Consider the following 19,867-nt stretch of genomic DNA (forward strand, 5'->3'; position numbering starts at 1 on the left):
CGGTCTCCGGACGGGACTTGCTTGAAGTGGTGGAAGACAGATTTGGATATCGATCCACCGTCATCTCCGGGCAACTTCCGGTCCGAGAGTGGCATGGGCTGTTTGAAGACAGTACAATTGCCGATGCCGTGCTTGATCGGCTCGTTCACAACTCCTATCGTTTCGAACTTTCCGGGCCATCGAAGCGTAACCCGAATGAGCCCTAGAGACTAAAATGAGGATATTACGACTGTAACTACTGAATGATTTTTGTTAAACTGAAAATACTTCACGAGGTGGCCGAATCCGACCGGATTCGGTGCCCGAATGTGACCGGATTGCCGGCCGAATTGGCCGGATTAAGCACACTTTAACACCTTTTGCATCAACGAAGCCCCTTCCTAATATTTTAATATTTATTTACTTGTATTTATTATGAAATGGTTTTAAACCAAGGGCGCCTCTTATTCAAAACCATGATAACTAATCACAGAATCACATATTTTATTAATTGTAAATATTCCAACTATTAAAATTGTTAAACTTATTCATATGAATGAAAACAAATCGTATACTTCGCAAAAAAACCTAAAACGATAGGGCCCCAATATCAGCTGCATATCAATTTTTTCAAAAGAGGTCTCTGAAAGTACACTTTTTTCAGCAAATTATACGATTGAGTTTCCTGTTGCATTGCATTACTTGTATAGATACAATTTTTATTCAAAAGTTGAAACCACTTTCATCCACTTTTCAGCAAAAAAGTTTCTATACAACTAAAGTGATGAGATCTTCTTGATAAGAAATTTTACCTTCTTTGCTTATACTAATCTCTGAATACTGTTGGAAATTAGTAATGATGATAGGAGTAATGAGCAAATATCCAGCCTTCTTAATCTTGACCATATCAAATTCGATAAGAACTTGTCCTTTTTTTATGGTATCTCCTTGTTTTACCGTTGTACTAAAGTACTGTCCATTTAATTTAACGGTATCAATACCTATGTGGATCAAAATTTCCGTTCCTTTTTCCGTAATAAGCCCAATAGCATGGCCTGTGGGAAAAAGTGTTGCAACTGTACCGTTGACCGGCGCTATGACTTTCCCCTCACTGGGGTTGATGGCAAGGCCCTTCCCAAGAACACCGGCAGCAAAAACTTCGTCCGGTACCTCTTCCAAAGACTTAACTTCGCCGGCAAGAGGACTTTGGATAATCTCTGTTTTAATTGTTTTCCCGGTGTTTTCCTTAGCTTCATTATTTATACTATTTTCTATTACACTGTTAGTCACTTCTTCTTGATCTTTAAAAGTTATAAAAGATAATACCGCGGCCAATATATAGGATGTAACTACCGCTATCAATAACCCTTCAAAACCTTTTCCAAAATATACCGGTAAAGTTAGGAATCCTGGAATAATATATCCCATAGTTGCGCTGCCTGAATATCCTGCAATTGCTCCTCCCACTGCTCCTCCGATTGATGCACAGATAAATGGTATTTTATATTTTAACGTTATCCCATATATACTTGGCTCAGTAATACCTAATAGCCCTGTTGGTATGGTAGATATAGCAACCTTTCTAACTGTCTTATCTTTAGTTTTTAATAATACCCCTAACACTGCACCGCCTTGACCTAAACTCGCAGATATGGCAAGTGCCAAAAAAGTATCTGCTCCATATAACGACAGATTGTTTATAACTATTGGCATAACACCCCAATGAATCCCCCTAATAACCAATGCCTGCCAAGAAGCGCCTACTACACCGCCTAATAACATGGGGCTTAGATTATATACGAAATTATATCCCATACCTATTATTCTAGTTATGATTGTTGATATAGGACCAATTACTATAAACGTTAGTGGTGCCATTATGATCAAACAAATTAAAGGTGTAAAAAAAAACTTCAAATTTTCATTCATTACTTTGTTTAACAACTTTTCAAATTTCGCTAATATAAATATTGCTATGACTATCGGAATAAAAGTAAAGGAATAGTCTATCCCTTTAACAGGAATTCCCCAAAAATCACTGCCCACATTTTTACCAATCAAATTAATTCCAGGGTAAACCAAGGTCGCTCCTAAGGCCAGTGCGATAAACTCATTTGCGCCAAATTTCTTTGCTGCAGTGAAAGCTATTAATATAGGCATAAAGTAAAGCACACTATCCTCTACTGCATGTAAAATCTGATAGGTACTACTGTTGGTTGATATATAGCCTAAATATACAGCTATTGCCAACAGCCCTTTAAGAAGACTAACACTTGCCAATATACCTAAAACAGGTGCAAATATGGCTGATATTAAATCAAGAGCTTTATAACCTATCCTACTGCTGTCCGTCACTTCTTTACTTATTTCTCTGTTTTCATCTACAAGACCAGTTAGTTTTATAAATTCTTGATAAACATTACCAACCGTATTTCCAATTACAACTTGAAATTGTCCTCCACTTTCGACAACACACAACACGCCATCAAGATCTTCTATACTATTTTTATTCACCTTTTCATTATCTTTTAAATTAAATCTTAGTCTGGTAACACAATGGATCAATGAATTGATATTGCTTTCACTTCCTACATTTTTAAGTATCTCCTTTGCCAATTCTTGATTTGTCATTATTTCCTCCATCTCCAATTTCTATGTATAGCTAATCTATTTTTACCCTTCTATTCATAAGAACATCCCCACTGGTTTGTTATGCTTCACTTCTCCCAACTAAGGAAATGTTCTTATGTTTTTTGCCATAAACTAATTTAGTACAATTCTTTATAGAAGAAACTGATTCGTATAATTTCTACTTATTGTTATTGCTTTTTTTATTGATTCTAAAGAATCTTCAAAAGTTTTGTCTTCAATTTCAAGGCATACTGCCCCTTTATATTTAATATCTGTTAACGCAGAAATATATTTACCCCAATTTACATCGCCAAGACCTGGTAATTTAGGCGAAATATATTGCAGTGGTACAGCCATAATTCCTACGTCATCAAGTTTATCTTTATATACCTTTATATCTTTAATGTGTACGTGGAAAATTCTATCTTTAAACTCATATATAGGTTTTATATAGTCCATTTGCTGCCAAACGAAGTGTGATGGATCGTAGTTTAACCCAAAGTTAGCATTTGGTATTAACTCAAACATTTTTCTCCAAATTCTTGGAGTTGTTGCAAGGTTTAATCCTCCTGGCCATTCATTATTTGTGAATAACATCGGGCAATTTTCTATCGCAATTCTCACATTATTTTCTTCAGCATACTGAATTATGGGAGTCCAAACGCTCTCAAATATTATAAGATTCTCCTCTATAGTCTTATCTTTATCTCTACCAATAAAAGTAGTGACAGTATCTACCCCCAAGATACTCGCAGCGGTAATGATCTTCATAATATGCTCTATGTAAAACTGTCTCTTCTCTTTATCTGGATCTAATGGATTAGGATAATATCCTAAGGCTGAAATTTCAACCTTCTTGGATTTTGCATAACTATTAATGTATCCGGCTTTTTCTACATCCATATCTGATACATCAATGTGTGTTACTCCTGCATATCGCCTTTCAGCCTTACCTACTGGCCAACACATCATTTCTACACAGGAAAAACCATTTTCACTTGCATAATTTATTACTTCTTCAAAATTTAAATCTGCCAAAATAGCACTGTTTAATCCAATTTTCATTTTCAACATCTCCTATTAATATTTTGTAATATTCAATCGGGCAGGATCCCGTTAAAGACTCTCTCAACAACATATTTAGTAACGATAAACATTTTTAAACGATATATTATATTGCACTAGGAGAGAGGACTTTGACGGGATCGTACTCAACTGAAAGTTTCTTATCAGGTCTTAGCTGGAGAAATATTGCTTTGAGCTGGATTTACCGTCACTACTTTACTCTTTTTTTTTACGATTAATAACGCAATCGTGCAAATAATGCCAGGTAAAGCAAACAGCATAAAGCAACTGCTAATAGGCACATCATAAGCTATTAAGGCTCCCCCCAATGTAGGCGCTATCACTCCGCCCAGTTGACCAATCCCAAGACCAAAACCCACTCCAGTGGAACGAACATTATCAGGATAATACTGCGATACGAAGGCACTAAGTAAACTGTGAGCAGCAAAGAAGAAAAATCCTGTTAAGGCTATGAGTAAGAATAAAATAATGACATTACTGGGCATTCCCATGAAACCGAGGGAAGCAGCGCCTAAAATATAAAGCAAAATTAACAGTTTTTTACTTAGTCCTTTTCTATCAGCATAAGTACTCCAGGCAACTGTACCGATTACCGTACCTACATTAAGAAAAATACTAACATATAAACCAAGTGATAACGACAGTCCTTGATATACCATAAGGCCAGGCAGCCACGTAATTAAAAAGTTAATCACCAATATTCCCATGAAATACATAATACAAAATAGGACTGTACTTAAGGCCAAATTGTTTTTAAATAATGCAATAAGCGGTACTTTCCCATTATTTTCTTCAAGAGCAGCCTCATTTTTATCATATAATTTGTATTCTTCATCAGTTATCCTATTTTTGTAGTTTGCATCTATTTTAGCCAGTGTTGATTCAAGCTCAGCAAATTCTCCTCTTTTAATAAGAAACCGAGCTGATTCCGGTATGCTCTTAATTAATATAGGCAGTAACAGCAATGGAATAGCTGCAAACCATATAATAGAGCGCCATCCTGTTATAGGGATAAATACAATACCCATTAAAGGTGCAAGTATGCCACCAAATTGGTATCCACACAAAGCAAGCGTAATAGCTACGTTCTTTATTGTTTTAGGCGCATATTCTGATAATAGACCAACTGTTATTGGTAAGGCACCACCGAATCCAATCCCCCCCAAAAATCTGCACCAAGCGAAAATCTGAGCATTGGGAGCAAACGCAGAAATAGTAATAAAAACAGTGTAACTAACGAATGAAAAGATCAATACTTTTTTATGACCAAATTTCTCTGAAAAAGGACTTAGAACAATAGCGCCGCTCATCAGACCAAAAATCCCATAACTTCCAATGACCCCTAGATCAGTAGGTGACAGTGTCCATTCTTTCATTATTAGCGGTATAATAGACCCATAAACAGCTAAGTTATATCCTTCCAGAGTAATAATAAATACACACCATAGTAATAGCTTTAAGTGAAAATTGTTAAATTTACTTTCATCCAAAAAGTTTTTAATAGACATTTTCGAACTCCTTTGCCAATTATTTTTTTAACTGAATAATTTATTAGATAGAAATTATTTTAAATGTTCAGAAATATATTCTTAAAAAAATTTATTTCTTTATTACGTTAATCACCATTGCACCTTAAATAAGCGCATTATTTCCCAAACGAAATAACTGTTTTTTCTTTGCCCGTCCCTCCTAGCCTTGCTAATTTATTATTGCATTAATGCAAGTTCATTGTAGCATCTTTATATATTTATGCGTTGTGATAATATGTCGCTAAATTGCGAAATGAAAGTAATGCTTGATTTCCCGAGAGATAATAAAAAAGCAGGACCCCATTCCGGAATCCTGCTTTACGGAAAGTGTCTGCCACTTATTCCGTAATTTATATCAAACTTATATTCTCTTATTCTCTTCTACTTTTTTAATTTAGAAACTTTAATCAAAATATTATCTTTTTTGCGGCCTAAAAGATAATATACAAAAAGATTAACCATCATTATAGCAGACGATAGTAGATACATTGTAGAATAATTTGTATATGAAGCAACTAATCCTAATACATACGCTCCTACGCCAATGCCAATATCAAAAAACAAAAAGTAAGTCGCTGTTGCTAGTCCCTTACGCTGATTTGGACATGTGTTTACTGCCATAGCCTGAAACGATGGATGCAATGCGCCAAACCCGAGACCAATAACTAATCCCGCTGCTAAAAACCCAGTTGAATCTTGTATTTGGCTTAATCCAACCATGCCGATTGTAAATATAATCATAGCGGGATAAATAATATAATTAGCTCCTTTTTGATCAAATAGCCTCCCTATAAAAGGCCGGGGTACTACAATAGCAATGGCATACAGTGCAAAAAATGCACTAGCTGTCTCTATTATTCCAAGATTTTTTGCATAAGTTGGAACAAACGCCAATATTCCACCATAAACAAGTGCAAGTAAAAAACCAGTTATTGCAGCCGGCAGTGCCTTTAGTTCAATAAAATCCCTCCAACTCGTTGATTTTGTTAGTTTTTCTTTGGTTTCAGGTTTAGAGCCAGAAACTTTAGTGAACATTCCGAAAAGAAACGCCAGGAGAGCCATCCCGCCACAAACGCCATACAATATTGTAAAGCTATAATGAAGGACAATCGTCAAACTCATAAAAGGTCCTAAAACCATAGCAAGGCTAGTGAACATAGCAAGATAGCCGATTCCTTCTCCTTTACGGCTTTCAGGAGCAACTATTGCTGCTATTGTCGATGTAGAAGTAGTTCCCATGCCAAATCCAATTCCATGAAACAATCGTAAAATCAACAAAATCAAAATACTTTGTACCCCTATATAACTAACACTGGTCAATAAAAACAACGCAAGTGAAATTAATAGAAAAAATTTCTTATCAAGTTCATCAATCCACTTACCGGCGAATGGCCGGCATGCGACGGCACCTATTTGAAAAAAAGTAACCGCAAGTCCAACGGCATGATTATCTTCCTTCAAGACATCAACCACAAATATCGGTAATGCCGTTATTAATGCATAATGCGTCATAAACTGAAAAAAACAACTTAAACACATACCTGTAAAACTCAGAGTCCACAACGATGGTTTCTTATCCATTCATTACACCTTCTCTTTCCTAACCGGATATATATTTTGCTAACCGACCAGCTTAGCTTGGCGGCTAGGCTGTTTTCCATATAATCGCAAACAAAGGGGCAACAGCCTATCTAACTGCTTTGCCCCTAAGAAACTATTTCCTCTTTTTAAGCTCACACAAAATCAGGGATAGACCCAAAAGTATTATCGTGGTTCCTTACTTTCTTAGAAAAAGATGACCATGAGCTGGCCAAATTGCTAAATTTACATAGCGTAAATTCGGCTCGAAGATTATTTTTCATCTAAATGGAATACCCTAGAAAAATTGCCTCCCATTAATTTTTTCATCCCCTCATAATCATTTAAATCTTCGGCTGCCAACCTCTGTTTTTGAATCTCCATTTCAAACTGGTAAAATGGATAATCACATCCCATAAATACTTTGTCCGGACACTGTTCCAGTACATGAACCACCGCCATAAAAGAGGTAATTGCAGTATCTAAATAAACATTGGGAACTCGTTTAGCCACTTCAATGGCATACTCACCAGCCATAACCTCTCCCATGTGTGCCATCTGAATAATCACCCTGGGAAATGTATTGCCAAGGCGTTCAAACATCAACGGATGTACACGGTAATCCTCAGATGTGCAGTGAATAACCGTATAAAGTTCCCTTTCATTTAAAATTTCAAAAAGAGGTCTTAATAATTCAATATTTCCTACACTAAAATTTCCAAACCACGGGTGAAGTTTCATTCCCTTAAATCCTAATTCGTCCAGACAGTATAACAATTGTTCTTTTGCATCCGCATCATTGGGATTAATAAAAGCCAGTGGAATGAAACGGTCTTCATAAGGCCGAATAAGCTCTGCCATTTTTTTCTGTTTTCCGATTCCTGATGCAAAAGGAAAGCAGACAACCTTATCAATTCCATTTTGGTCCATTTTTCTAATTACATTCTCCACTCTAGCTCTTGGATTTTCATCCTCTGATGTTGCTATATGTACATGTGCATCTATAATCATTTTTTGATTTTCTCTCCCTTCTTTTTATTTCCCATAAATCATTCAAAATCAACACTCTTCATTGTTCTGGCAGATTTCCAGCATGCTTCCATAACAGAAAGCACCCGTCTGACTTCCGGTATCTTTACTAAAAACTCTTCTTCACCTTTTATTGCTTTAAAATAGTTTGTAAAATAATCCATCTGCTCACAATCCACCTGGGGAATATCCTCAACAATAAGCAGCCCCGGCTCCGGTATGCCAAAAGAACGTGTCGGGCCATAAGAAGCCGTTGATTTTTCCTGATCTCCCGGCACATTTTCTAAAAGCCTTGTTGTACGGACAATTTTCCCACTGGGATCAAATTTATCGGCATACATACTTCCCTTATTGCCTCCCACATACCAATGGCGTTCAAACCAGTTCGGACGATCAGAAAGAATATATGTTCCAAGCTCAATCTCAGCGGTTACCCGGTTTTCAAATCTAAGAATAATCTTAAAATAGTCATCTACTTCTTTATTAATTACATTACGTATGTCTGCATATACAGAAATCAAACGGCTATTCACCATATATAAAATCTGGTCTATTAAATGCACACCCCAATCATAGAGCATACCTCCTCCTTCCTCCTTAAATACATGCCAATCATGCATATTGCCATTAAATCCATAAAGCGAGCTCTTAATGATATAAATATCACCCACCATTTTTTGGTCATAGCACTCTTTGACACTTCGAAAATCTTTATCGAATCTCCTCTGCTGATGTACAGTAAATGTAACTCCTGCTTTTTCTACTTCTGCTACCATTTCATCTAAATCTCTTACAGACATAGCAACCGGCTTTTCGCAAATTATGTGCTTTCCTGCTCTTGCTGCTTTAATAACCAAATCCTTGTGCTGATTATTATTTGCAGCTATGATAACACCATCAACATCTGTTTTATCGAATAACTGATCGGCATTATCATAGACCGCAATTTCAGGATATAATTCTTTAACTTCTTTGAGCCTTAATGGGTTAATATCACACACAGCCACACAATCTGATTCTGCAAAACTTTTTAAAGTCTTTACGTGCCTTCTGCCAATAAATCCGTATCCAATTACCGCATATTTTAAATTCATAAAGTCAACTCTCCTTCTACTTATACTAGGGCGGGCCCACGACCCGCCCTAGTATATATAGCACCTAATTATTAGATATTGCTCTTTCATTTCAATTATTGTTCGATTAATCGCTTCAGCATCTTTTGGTGTTTACGTACTTGATCAATCTCATCTGCCAGTTGTTCATACGGCAGATCCTGGAATCTGCGCTGTCCTTCATACTCCGAATTGATGTAGCCTTTATATCCAGCCTTTTTCAGAAAAGAAATAGGGCCATCATAGTCAATGGATTTATCCTCATATTCTCCTGGCTGACCAGGGATTTCGGTCATGTTTAAAAATTTCCCATGTATACTGATAATGTATGGCATTACAACTCCCATATCTTCAGGTTTAGTGCGGGAATACAGCAACGCTTGGAGCACAACTTCATAATCCATTTTAGTTGGACTCTTTATTCTTGAGTTAGTTAACGCCACTACCGCATCGAATGGTTCTTTGAAGTATTTTTCTATCACACCGGTATTTAGATATTTCCGGAAATTCACTTCAACATTACCGGCGCTCGCCAGTGACAGATCCATACTACCCAAAGGACCTTTATTCGCCCGAATATCAAGGCATGCCTCAGTTAGAACTTCGGTAGAAGCTCTACTTGCGCCATGGCGGATCATCCACTCTAGTGCTACCTCAGAAGGTTGATATTGATAGATTCCCATATCAGGAATAATTCCTAAATGTTTTGTCCCTGTCCGGTTTACATATTCAACGATTTCATCAACATACGTTCCATTCAAAGGAATTGGATTGTGTATTTCTTTTCCCACTCTAATGTCGAGTTCTTCTGCAACAGGCAATGCCTCAATAATTATTTCTATAGGGACAGTGGACAAAGTTCTTACATTTTTAAACCCAAGTCTTTTAGCTAATCGAATATCTCCCTTCAACCTTTCAGCGCACTCATGATATGTCATCACATGATCGCGAAACTGCAATACATCCATGAAAACGTCCATTGTTACCGGAACCGCTTTGTATTTATCAAGCCATACATGCCATTGTTCAATAAATTCTTCGGTGGGGTTGGGATATCTTCTAAGAGATTGTTCATCAAGTATCTCAATGCCGTCTGCCCCATCCAGGTTTGTTGTAACTTCCCGGATCTGTCCTTCTAAATCCAATTGTTTGAAAAACTGCGTTTGCTGGTAACTATAAAAAGATACACCTCGCTTTATTTCATACATGTTGTAGACCTCCTTCATTCAATTCCAGCTCAAAAGTAACAATGGATACTGTTTTGTCTGAACCGGCTCCTGACCCGGGGACCGGTGGATTTTTAACCCATTCTTCATCTGTCGGCATATATCCGTAAGCCGCCAAGACGGATTGCTGGAACTCTAAAATATGTTTACCCGAGGGCAATCCTCCCTTTTTCTCAACGTAGATTATTCCTTCATCATCATAGTCCCAGTGTTCAACAACTGCCTTCTTTATCTCCTCGAAATCGCGAGGTGGCTGTCCATTAATTTCAAATTTCTGTTTTTCTCTTGGATATACGATTCCATCCATTTTTATATAATAGCCATTATGCAGCGAGAGAAAAACACCTCTATAGTTTGCATTTCTGGCTGCAAATTTAAAACCGACGACCTTGCTATCCTTATATACATTTTCCAGACTGTCAAGCCTAACAAGATAATTATCTAACAAAATCTACGCCTCCCTATAACTTGCTTTCTTTTGAATTAAAGTATTTTAGCGTGTGTAAACAAAAAACTAAACCAACATTTATTTAAAGATGATTTCTTTTCCTTCTCTTGCCGATTGGTAAACTGCATCAAGAACTTTAGTAACTACAAGTGCCTCCTCAGGCTTTACCAATGGTTCCTTGTCTTCAATAATTGCTGTAAGCCACTGTCTGGCCTCTAAAACCCCCGGCGGTGCATTTACCCCTTCAAAATAGGCAATATTGCCTTTTGCAGTTAATGATTCCTCCACTAACATTCCTGCCCTGCCTCGGTTAAAAATCAAATTATCCACAGGATGACTCATACCTGAGCGGATTTCCGCCCCTGCTTTTGTACCGCACAGCGTCGTTGAAGCTTCCCTTGATTCAAGTACGTTTAATGCCCATGATGCCTCAATGTTAATGAGTGAACCATCTTTCATTTTAACAAAACCAAAGGCAGAATCCTCCACCTTATATTTAGTGTAATCCCAGGGGCCCCACATATTCCCCTCAGTAGCCTCAGGCATAGTACCCAGTTTATAAAAAGTAGTACCTGAAACACTTACAGGCTCGTAATTATTCATCATCCAGAGAGTAATATCAAGCGCATGGGTGCCAATATCAATAAGAGGACCGCCCCCCTGTTTCTCTTTATCCATAAACACGCCCCAGTTAGGAACTGCTCTTCTTCGAACAGCATGTGCTTTTCCATAGTAGATTTCACCCAAATCTCCATTGTTAACGCATTTTTTCAGCATCTGAACTTCAGGCCTAAACCTATTTTGATAGCCAATCGTAAATTTTTTACCTGACTTCTTCCACGCCCTAATCATCTTTTCCGCATCTTCCGTAGTATGCGCCATAGGTTTTTCGCACAACACATGTTTGCCTGCTTCAAATGCATCAATTGTAATCTGGCAATGTGATATGTTGGGCGTACATACATGTACGACATCTACATCTTCATTTGCCAGTAATTCACGGTAATCAGTATAAATCTTTGCATTGGGTGCGAACTTATTTGCTGTTTTAACGGCTTTTTCTTCAATAATGTCGCAAAATGCAACCAATTCACACATTGCATCGCATTTTGTAAGTGACGGCATGTGTTTATTGTTTGCGATACCACCGCAACCGATAATTCCAATCCTAACCTTCTCCATAATAAATACCCCCTAAGCTACTTTTTTATCTTTTGAGCTATGCTGTTTGTCAAATTCAATTGTCAATATCCTTCTTTAATTCTCCTTATACCCATTGCCGGGTGATTAAAATAAGCAAAACCATAGTAATTTCTAAAGTCAAGTCCTTCGAAAAAAATACTAAGCACAACACAAGACTGCTGCAGATTCATTTTCAGCAGCATTATTAAATTACATTAAGGTTTTCAAATTTTTTTGTTCTTACATTAATGAAATTCATTTCCTCGTTCTGGGAAAAGCAGATGCTGCTAGACGGTAATTACCATTTAAAACTTACCTATTTTTTCACTTTTAGAATTAAAGGCAATTGAATTTGACCACTTGGTTTAGCTTTATTATAGTATTTGTATCTATTTAAGGGTTGTGATAATATATAGCTAAATTGCGGAATATGGAGAGTAAGATGAGACTAATTGAAAATAGATATCTTGGTTTTAATCCATTTAGATTTGATTTTAAAACCAAAACCGATGAGCAGCAGTGGGAAAAATTTCATGCTCATCAAGGCTTGGAATTCCTGTATATTTATCAAGGATATGGAAGTATGATCATTGATCAAAAAATTTTCCAAATTAAACCTAAAACTCTAATTTGTTTCCAACCCTTTCAACTGCATAAAATCAATATTTCTATAAACCAGCAATGTCCATATATTAGAACCATGCTTTTATTCTCTCCTGAATCTGTAGATCAATTTCTCAAGCCATTCTCTTCTCTTTATTCTCTTTTTAAATATTTATATAAAGGAAAACTCCAGCAACCATTGTTTGATATAAGCAATAATCATAAGATACCTGAGTTACTATTTGAATTTAATCAAAGATCAAAAATTGTAAAATTAAATAACATGCGTGAGGAATTTATATTATTCTTAATTTCATTCTTACAAGGTCTAAGAGATGTAATTCCTCAAAATTCAGAAAAAATTTCATCGCCAAATAGATATTTGCGACATATAGAAAAGGCTTTGGATTGGATTGAAGCACATTATAAAGAAGAGTTCATACTTGATCAGCTTGCTTCAGATCTGCATCTATCTTCCTACCATATTTCTCATCTATTTCGAGAAGAGATGAACTGTACAATTTCAGAATTTATAACTGTTAGAAGGATAAAAGAAGCATGTTTACTATTATCTTCAACCGATTTATCTATTCAAACAATAGGCAAATTAGTAGGGTTGAAAAGTGATTCTTATTTTTCATATTTGTTTAAGAAGAACATTGGAATGACTCCAAAACAATATCGGACATCGTTAAAAGATTTTTTTATGAATGTAGATTCCGATTCATCTGGCAATATACATTCATCTGTTAAGCTGACTTGACGTAGATCTACTAATGACTATTTGTAAGCAATAACTTTCCTATTACTGCAAAAAATATATCGTTATCAATCAAACGATTTTTTCCACTATTCTTAAACACAAAAAATGGTTATTTGTCTACCAGTAGACAAATAACCATTTCCATTTTACTGCCTTTGCTATCCATAGGATAAACCCAGATAAATCAGGTATTATCTGGGTTTATTTTTGTTTTCACTTGCAGCCACTTAGAATTGTTAGAAACAAATAAGCCCGCAAAATCCTTCGAAAAAGTAATTATTTAACTCTTCGGGTTACAGTGCATGCTCGCCTGTAACATTTCGTATATCAATCTTGTAGTATTCAGCATTTGCCTGACTGTCACCTAAGTGACTTTTACTTGTGCTCATTATGAAACTTCTGAGTTTCCAGTAGATATTCTACAATTAATTTATGAGGGGTTTGAGGCGTTGAACTAAGCTGCGGCTGAAAAAGTGTTGCAACATAAAATCGATGGGGGGACAATTCAAAAACTCTGACTTCACCGTTGGTATCGACTCCTGCCACACGAAGGCCACTTTTATCAAAAGTATCTTGAAAATGAACATTCAGACCAAAATTACAATTGTATTGCTCCTCAATTTCAGCTTCCCCATAAATTTTTTGGATTTTGGTTCCTTCCTTTAAGTATATTTTCCTTGTTGTTCCTAAAAGTGAGCAAGACAGAGCTGAAATAAAGAAAGTGGAAGCATCTGGATTATATTCTTCATGATTGACTTCAGCTATTCCCAATACATTTTGCGCATATTCCATAATTGCATGCTGAAACCCGCCGCAAGTACCGATAAAAGGATAATTATTTTCTCTTGCGAAACGTATCGCGTTTATTGCTCCTTTAAAACTGTGATAGGGACTTCCGGGTGCACACCAAAATGCATCAAAACCGCAAATATCTTTTTTAATGTCCCCTTCTAAAGCTACAGTCGGTAACCACATAAATTCCAAGTCTAGTTGTAAATATTTTGCACAATGCTGTAATGCCTTATTAGTAGCTTCATGGGAAGGCTTATTTTCATCGAAGTCTCCAATAATTCCTACCTTTATCATTGAATATTCCTCTCTCCATGTAAATTACTGCCAATGTTTTTATGGGCATCATTATATCATATTGCGGTCATTTCCGCTTCCTTACTGCCGGTTAAATTGCTCCAACCAAAAAAAGCCTTACAAGCAAATCCCTGCCTTGTGTCAAAAAATCCTTTTTTTCCACACACACATATATAAAAGAAGCATAAGCACAATGATGATCATACCGCAAGCCGCAAAGCCTACTCTTGCATTAAAATGTTCCGCAAATAATCCGGCGTAAAAATTTCCAAACGGTGTGGTTCCGGCAAAGACCAACGTGTATACACTCATGACTCTGCCACGATATTCATTGCTTGAATTAAGCTGTAACGTTGAATTCGCACTGGAAGTAAACATAATAAAAAAGAAACCCGTAACTGCCAGAGACAGTCCGGTCAATAAGTAAACATCAATATAACCAGTAACAATTAACGCCATAGCGATAATAAAAGGTACACCATAAATAATAAATTTTTTAGGGCCTGATTTACTTAAGGTAGCGATGAACATGGCGCCTAAAAATGATCCCGCTCCCAAAAAGGACATAAGAATGCCAAAGCCTGCCTCGTTTTGATGCAGTACTTCCTTGGCGAAAACAGGAACGAGCACATTAAAATTCGGAGCAAACGTACCTACTATAGTCAAGATGATTATCGTATATAAAAGACTATCCTTATGATAAATGTATGTAAGGCCATCTTTAATTTCTTCCCATACATCAGAATTATTTTGAGGCTTTATTTCTGCCGGCTTTAATTTAATAAGATATAAACTTGCCAAGACTGCTGCAAAGCTAATGGAATTTATAAAAAAACAAGCCGCCAGGCCGACATATCCCATAACCAGCCCCGCAACTGCAGGACCGATAATTCTTGCCAAATTAAAGGCCATAGAGTTTAAGGCAATTCCATTCATTAAATCTTCCTTACCCACAAGCTCGATAACCAGGGCCTGCCGCGACGGCATATCAATCGTATTAACAATTCCCATGGCGGTAGCCATAAGCAAGATATGCCAATATTGGATTTTCCCTGTCCATACTAAAATGGCAAGGATTAGCGTAATGACCAGTGAAGCTGATTGAGTAAATATTAAAATTTTCTTTTTGGAAGCTTTATCTACAATAACTCCTGCAAACAAGGCCAGTAACAACATGGGCGTAAATTGAAGTATTCCAATTAAACTTAACAGAAACGGGGAATTAGTTAAAGTATAGGCTAACCATGGTTGCGCTATATTTTGCATCCAGGTACCGATTAAGGAAACACACATCCCGATCCAATAATATCGGAAATTTTTATGTTTTAGTGCTATAAAAGGATTACTGAATCTACTTTTAGCCTCATCGGTAGTGCTCATATTATACTCTCACTTTCACATTAATTAGTCCTATAAATTAAATAAAAACCTCCACCTAATATGTAATGGGTCATAAATCCGTTATGTATAGGTAGAGGCAGCATGGAATTGTTGAATGAAGTTGTCATTCCTATATTTATGAAGCGTGATATCGTCTATTTAGCCATTTCTGTTTTTGGTGCTATTTCCGGTTTTGGCAAAAAGAAGGAAAATACGACAGCAAGCACGGCAAACATTGTCAGCAGTTCCATCGTAGCCGTCAGGCCATTCTTATCAGCAAACCAGCCAATCAGCGGAACAACTATGCCACCGACACTGAACGAAAGCCCCAGGGTAACGCCGGAAGCAAAGCCAATACTGCGTGCTAAGTAACTTTGACCCAAAACAACAACTGAGCTAAAGGGTGAGAACATGGCAAATCCAATCGGCACCATTAGTATATACCCGATTACTGCATTTGTTGTCTGCGATAAAAGTGCAACCATTAGTGCCAAAAGTGCATAACTTATCTGAACAACTTTCAAATAGCCAAACTTATCTGCCAGCATTCCTCCAATTAATGTCGTCACTACCCCAAGTGTAAACAGCAGTGTTAATGCAGAGCCCCCGGCTGCCTCGGAAAGTCCCAAAACAGCTATCCAATAAAGCGGAATAAAACTCCTTAATCCGCAGACAACTATGGAACTGCATACAATCAATAAGGTTAGTTTTATAAATGCATCCCAGTCATTCCTGCCATTTTTTTCTTGCCTGGTAGCCTTTTCAGCCATACCGTTTCCTGAGACGGTTGCTTGAGCAATTTCTGCTTTCATCTTTGGAACAAGAATCATTAATATCAATGCCATTATAATTGCCACAACACATAATACCGCGGTACCTTTCATACTAAACAGCGTAATAGCCGCAACAGCCAGCACAGGTCCAATGGCAAACCCGCTATTACCGCCAACTGAGAAGATACTTAATGCCGTTCCTCTTTTATTGCCTGAAACCGCGTTAACCAGTCGCGCCGCTTCCGGATGGAAAATGGCACTGCCGATTCCACTAAGCGTTATTACTGTAAAAATAGCCCAGTAATTCTTAAACAGTCCGGCCATTCCCATAGCTACCCCAGATAGCAAAACCCCTAACGATATGTACCAGGTTCGCGATTGCCGGTCTGCCAACCAGCCAAACGCCGGCTGCACCACAGACGATAAAAAGCAGGAAGCAAACATTAGGCCTGCCACTGCACTATAATCCATGCCATACTGGGAAACAAAATAAGGTAAGATAGCCGGTAAGGCCCCAATAGTAATATCGTTAGATAAATGTGCCAATGATAATAAGTAAATAAATTTTCTATTCAAATTAAAACCACCCTTCAGTCACCACACCAGGACAATATTGATTTGATAAATATCTATGCTATACTTATTATAATATACAATTCCAATTATTCCATAAATAATATTGATCGAATCAAGCATAATATTGATATTTACATAAAAGGAGGGATATTTATCTAATGATTATCACAGACAGCGGTCAAATGATTGATCAGGATATAAAAAGTAACTTTCCAATAAAAATAAGACGTACAGAATATCGTGAGCATGGAGCTTTTTTAAAAAAGCATTGGCATGAAGAATTTATGATTTTCTACATAGAAAAGGGAACGGCTATTATTCATTGTAACTCTCAGCCGATCCCGGTTAAGGCAGGAGACTTAGTCGTTATCAATCCCACCGACATTCATTATTTAGAAAGCTGTTGCAACCATCTTATCGAATCCTATATTATTATTGACCTTTCCTTCCTGCTAAGTTATAAAGAAGACGTCTGTCAGACTAAATATATTACTCCTTTATTAGAAAATCATATTTATTTCCAAAATAAGATTGAAAATGACGAAGATCTTGTTCGTCAGGTCACAAACTTAATTGGTGAATATGAACAAAAAAAATTCGGCTACGAGTTAATGATTAAGGCTGAAGCCTATCATATTCTTGTTTCACTATTGCGGCGGCATACCGTTCGTGTCACTAACGAAGTAAAAAACAGACAGCAGCACCAATTACGTCTACTATTAGAATATATCGATAACCATTATCAGCAAAAAATCACCTTGAAAGAATTAGCCGCAATGGCTAATGTAACTCCCCACCATCTTTGTCGGCTGTTTAAAAGCATCATCGGTATGCCGCCCATTGAGTACATCAATCAGCTACGTATCAATGAGGCGAAAAGATTCCTGCAGCAGCATCATTTGAAAGTCGGTGAAGTGGCTCAGCTTGTTGGGTTTAGCGATAGCAACTATTTTAGCCGTATATTTAAAAAATATAATCATATCTCACCTACAAATATGCAGAAAGATTATCACAACTATTGAATAAATGAAAACCCGGCTGACCTTTCCGAGAGGAGAAGCAATTTAGGCAGCGGCTTTTTTGCATTTTCCCGACTTGCATGGTGGAGACGTCTATTACAGGTTTACAATCAGCCGGTTCTCAGACGTGGAAGCAGGCTGCTACAGAGCATTCATCTACTATTAGGACAATATTTTAGATTCCTTGTTTGATTGATCCCAAACGCCAATAAATATTTTTCGTTCCGTCGCATATTAGAAAATCAGCAACTAGGTCCTCACAATACTTGAGAACCTAGTTGCTGATTTTTATTATACCTGCTTTGGGGCAGCAGAGGCTTCAGCCACTATACACAGATAGTCAGATAGTCAGAGAGTCTGATTGCTGACTTTCCAATATATTTCTGTAGAAATCATCCCCAACAAAAACTTGGCTTGTCCTGCGAATGATTTAGCGCCCACCGGGTATAAGATACATCTAATTAGCCCTGTCTTTGCCTAGCCTCATTCACTACAACACGTCGTCCGCCTAATTCAGTGTCATTCATTGCCTCCACCATTTTCTCAGCATCCGCATCGTCCACTTCAACAAAACCAAACCCTCTTGCCCTACCTGTGTCCCTGTCAGTAACAATTCTACTAGATATGACCGTGCCGTGCTGCCGAAAGACATCCGCAAGGTCATCTTCAGTTGTTTGCCAAGGTAAGTTCCCGACATAAAGAGTTTTCGACATAAATAAAACCACCTTTTTTTCTGCTAAAATAACTAATGCAACCACTACTTACATTATCTGTAGCTTAGGTATTACTTATCCCTTCCTTTATGTGGAAGAGTGCCAAAAATCCAGAAAAGTCCATACACAGCCCATTTGATTATATAGAAAAATAAAAGGCCGGACAGTTTCCAGCCTTTCACAAAGATTCGATTCAGGATCTGATTGACTACCATAAAATTAGGTGTTTGGTTTGGAAAATCTCGTTTTGTATACTGCCGCTTTGGCCTGTTGTTGTTTTTGTCTGGACAGTTTTACACCGTCAACAGGTTGAAGTTTTCCGCCAAAATCCGTTAACAGAAGTGCTTCAATTTCGCTAGGAGATAGAGTATAGGTTTTCAACCCATTTATTTCTGTCATAACTTAGCCCCTTTCCACCCAGCGCGCATTTATTTATTAGAATTTAATACAGACTATTTGAAAATAAGTATACCGGGAATTTGACTCCAGAGACTAAAAAACCCCCCGGTATTTCCTTTTCTGGTTTTTCGCCGGGTTGTCCTTGTTTAAATTCTCAATCATTTCATCAAGATTTTTCTTCTTTTTCTCTTCGATCAAGACTTCGCCGAGAACATCGGACGGCGCCTCAGACGTTGTTGGGGTTATCTCATTGATATCTTTCATATTTACTCCTTCCGGGGGAACTTATTATGATGATCAGATTCGATAATAGCATTCCCCTTTTTCTTCACTTCTTTCCTTCCTTATATTAACTTTACCTCAAATACCCTTAAATAGCCTAGCCAATCATGTTCCATCTACTTAAAAGAGCGGAGGCAGCTCTTGAATCTACCCGCATAACGGGCAGTTTTGGATTTCAGACCTTCTCATACCTGAGAACTTGCTAAAGTGTAATTAAAAAGAGAAGGAATTCCCCTTCTCTTTCTTTAAGCGAGCATCCTTACAGCCATTCTTCACTTGACAGAATAAACCATTAAGTGGAACGGAATTAACTTTCTTTTCGGACAATCGAAATCGGTCAACTCATGTAAACAAAAAACGACTACCGTCTGAACCGGCTTACAACTTGCAAATATCTCAGAAAACTAAATTCCCAACATTCTTGCGAGACTGAAAAACCCGTAGTTGCTGTAAGGACACTCACTTCGTTATAT

The 19,867-nt window shown here is 37.3% G+C and carries 18 protein-coding genes; 3 read left to right on the top strand and 15 right to left on the bottom strand.

The window, feature by feature from the left end; genetic code table 11:
• Positions 1-206: ATP-binding protein (locus BMW43_RS19630; protein ID WP_177173509.1), on the top strand; the 206-nt coding region annotated here is incomplete at its 5' end.
• A 541-nt stretch (positions 207-747) separates the two neighbouring features.
• On the opposite strand, the gene BMW43_RS19635 is transcribed toward BMW43_RS19630, so the two are convergent.
• The 9 genes from BMW43_RS19635 to BMW43_RS19675 form a co-directional block, all read right to left on the bottom strand.
• Entirely contained in the window at positions 748-2,610 is a 1,863-nt protein-coding gene (locus BMW43_RS19635; RefSeq protein ID WP_091751910.1) for a beta-glucoside-specific PTS transporter subunit IIABC, read from the bottom strand.
• Between the two features lie 150 nt (positions 2,611-2,760).
• On the bottom strand, positions 2,761-3,675 hold the full coding sequence (locus BMW43_RS19640; RefSeq protein WP_091751914.1) for a sugar phosphate isomerase/epimerase family protein: 915 nt from the start codon (positions 3,673-3,675) through the stop codon (positions 2,761-2,763).
• A 164-nt stretch (positions 3,676-3,839) separates the two neighbouring features.
• Positions 3,840-5,204, bottom strand: a complete 1,365-nt coding sequence (locus tag BMW43_RS19645; protein ID WP_091751917.1) for an MFS transporter — start codon at positions 5,202-5,204, stop codon at positions 3,840-3,842.
• A 402-nt stretch (positions 5,205-5,606) separates the two neighbouring features.
• Positions 5,607-6,806 carry an MFS transporter gene (locus tag BMW43_RS19650; RefSeq protein WP_091751920.1) on the bottom strand — a complete coding sequence of 400 codons (1,200 nt, stop codon included), beginning with the start codon at positions 6,804-6,806 and terminating at the stop codon, positions 5,607-5,609.
• A gap of 270 nt (positions 6,807-7,076) precedes the next feature.
• Entirely contained in the window at positions 7,077-7,814 is a 738-nt protein-coding gene (locus BMW43_RS19655) for an amidohydrolase family protein (protein ID WP_091751923.1), read from the bottom strand.
• A gap of 38 nt (positions 7,815-7,852) precedes the next feature.
• Positions 7,853-8,926, bottom strand: a complete 1,074-nt coding sequence (locus BMW43_RS19660; RefSeq protein ID WP_091751926.1) for a Gfo/Idh/MocA family protein — start codon at positions 8,924-8,926, stop codon at positions 7,853-7,855.
• Between the two features lie 95 nt (positions 8,927-9,021).
• Positions 9,022-10,152, bottom strand: a complete 1,131-nt coding sequence (locus BMW43_RS19665; protein ID WP_091751929.1) for a sugar phosphate isomerase/epimerase family protein — start codon at positions 10,150-10,152, stop codon at positions 9,022-9,024.
• On the bottom strand, positions 10,145-10,618 hold the full coding sequence (locus BMW43_RS19670; RefSeq protein WP_091751931.1) for a C-glycoside deglycosidase beta subunit domain-containing protein: 474 nt from the start codon (positions 10,616-10,618) through the stop codon (positions 10,145-10,147). The genes BMW43_RS19665 and BMW43_RS19670 overlap by 8 nt, the downstream gene beginning before the upstream one ends.
• Positions 10,619-10,696: 78 nt before the next feature.
• Positions 10,697-11,800 carry a Gfo/Idh/MocA family protein gene (locus BMW43_RS19675; RefSeq protein ID WP_091751934.1) on the bottom strand — a complete coding sequence of 368 codons (1,104 nt, stop codon included), beginning with the start codon at positions 11,798-11,800 and terminating at the stop codon, positions 10,697-10,699.
• 442 nt (positions 11,801-12,242) lie between these two features.
• On the opposite strand from BMW43_RS19675, the gene BMW43_RS19680 reads away from it, so the two are divergent.
• The gene (locus BMW43_RS19680) at positions 12,243-13,166 is read left to right on the top strand and encodes an AraC family transcriptional regulator (protein WP_177173696.1); all 924 of its coding nucleotides are present in this window, start codon (positions 12,243-12,245) and stop codon (positions 13,164-13,166) included.
• Between the two features lie 375 nt (positions 13,167-13,541).
• Here BMW43_RS19680 and BMW43_RS19685 read toward each other — a convergent pair whose 3' ends face one another.
• The 3 genes from BMW43_RS19685 to BMW43_RS19695 form a co-directional block, all read right to left on the bottom strand.
• Positions 13,542-14,252 carry a CTP synthase C-terminal region-related (seleno)protein gene (locus BMW43_RS19685; RefSeq protein WP_091751940.1) on the bottom strand — a complete coding sequence of 237 codons (711 nt, stop codon included), beginning with the start codon at positions 14,250-14,252 and terminating at the stop codon, positions 13,542-13,544.
• Between the two features lie 141 nt (positions 14,253-14,393).
• The gene (locus BMW43_RS19690; RefSeq protein WP_091751943.1) at positions 14,394-15,632 is read right to left on the bottom strand and encodes an MFS transporter; all 1,239 of its coding nucleotides are present in this window, start codon (positions 15,630-15,632) and stop codon (positions 14,394-14,396) included.
• Positions 15,633-15,787: 155 nt separating this feature from the next.
• A complete protein-coding gene (locus tag BMW43_RS19695) occupies positions 15,788-16,981 on the bottom strand; it encodes an MFS transporter (protein WP_091751946.1) in 1,194 nt (397 codons plus the stop codon).
• Positions 16,982-17,139: 158 nt separating this feature from the next.
• On the opposite strand from BMW43_RS19695, the gene BMW43_RS19700 reads away from it, so the two are divergent.
• Positions 17,140-18,003, top strand: coding sequence for an AraC family transcriptional regulator (locus BMW43_RS19700; RefSeq protein ID WP_091751949.1), 864 nt, complete (start codon positions 17,140-17,142; stop codon positions 18,001-18,003).
• A gap of 458 nt (positions 18,004-18,461) precedes the next feature.
• Here BMW43_RS19700 and BMW43_RS19705 read toward each other — a convergent pair whose 3' ends face one another.
• The 3 genes from BMW43_RS19705 to BMW43_RS21290 form a co-directional block, all read right to left on the bottom strand.
• Positions 18,462-18,713, bottom strand: a complete 252-nt coding sequence (locus BMW43_RS19705; protein WP_091751951.1) for an RNA recognition motif domain-containing protein — start codon at positions 18,711-18,713, stop codon at positions 18,462-18,464.
• Between the two features lie 219 nt (positions 18,714-18,932).
• Positions 18,933-19,112 carry a hypothetical protein gene (locus tag BMW43_RS19710; protein WP_091751954.1) on the bottom strand — a complete coding sequence of 60 codons (180 nt, stop codon included), beginning with the start codon at positions 19,110-19,112 and terminating at the stop codon, positions 18,933-18,935.
• 93 nt (positions 19,113-19,205) lie between these two features.
• Positions 19,206-19,376, bottom strand: coding sequence for a hypothetical protein (locus BMW43_RS21290; protein ID WP_177173697.1), 171 nt, complete (start codon positions 19,374-19,376; stop codon positions 19,206-19,208).
• Positions 19,377-19,867 lie beyond the last annotated feature (491 nt).

Source organism: Propionispora vibrioides (genome assembly GCF_900110485.1).
Lineage (GTDB): Bacteria > Bacillota > Negativicutes > Propionisporales > Propionisporaceae > Propionispora > Propionispora vibrioides.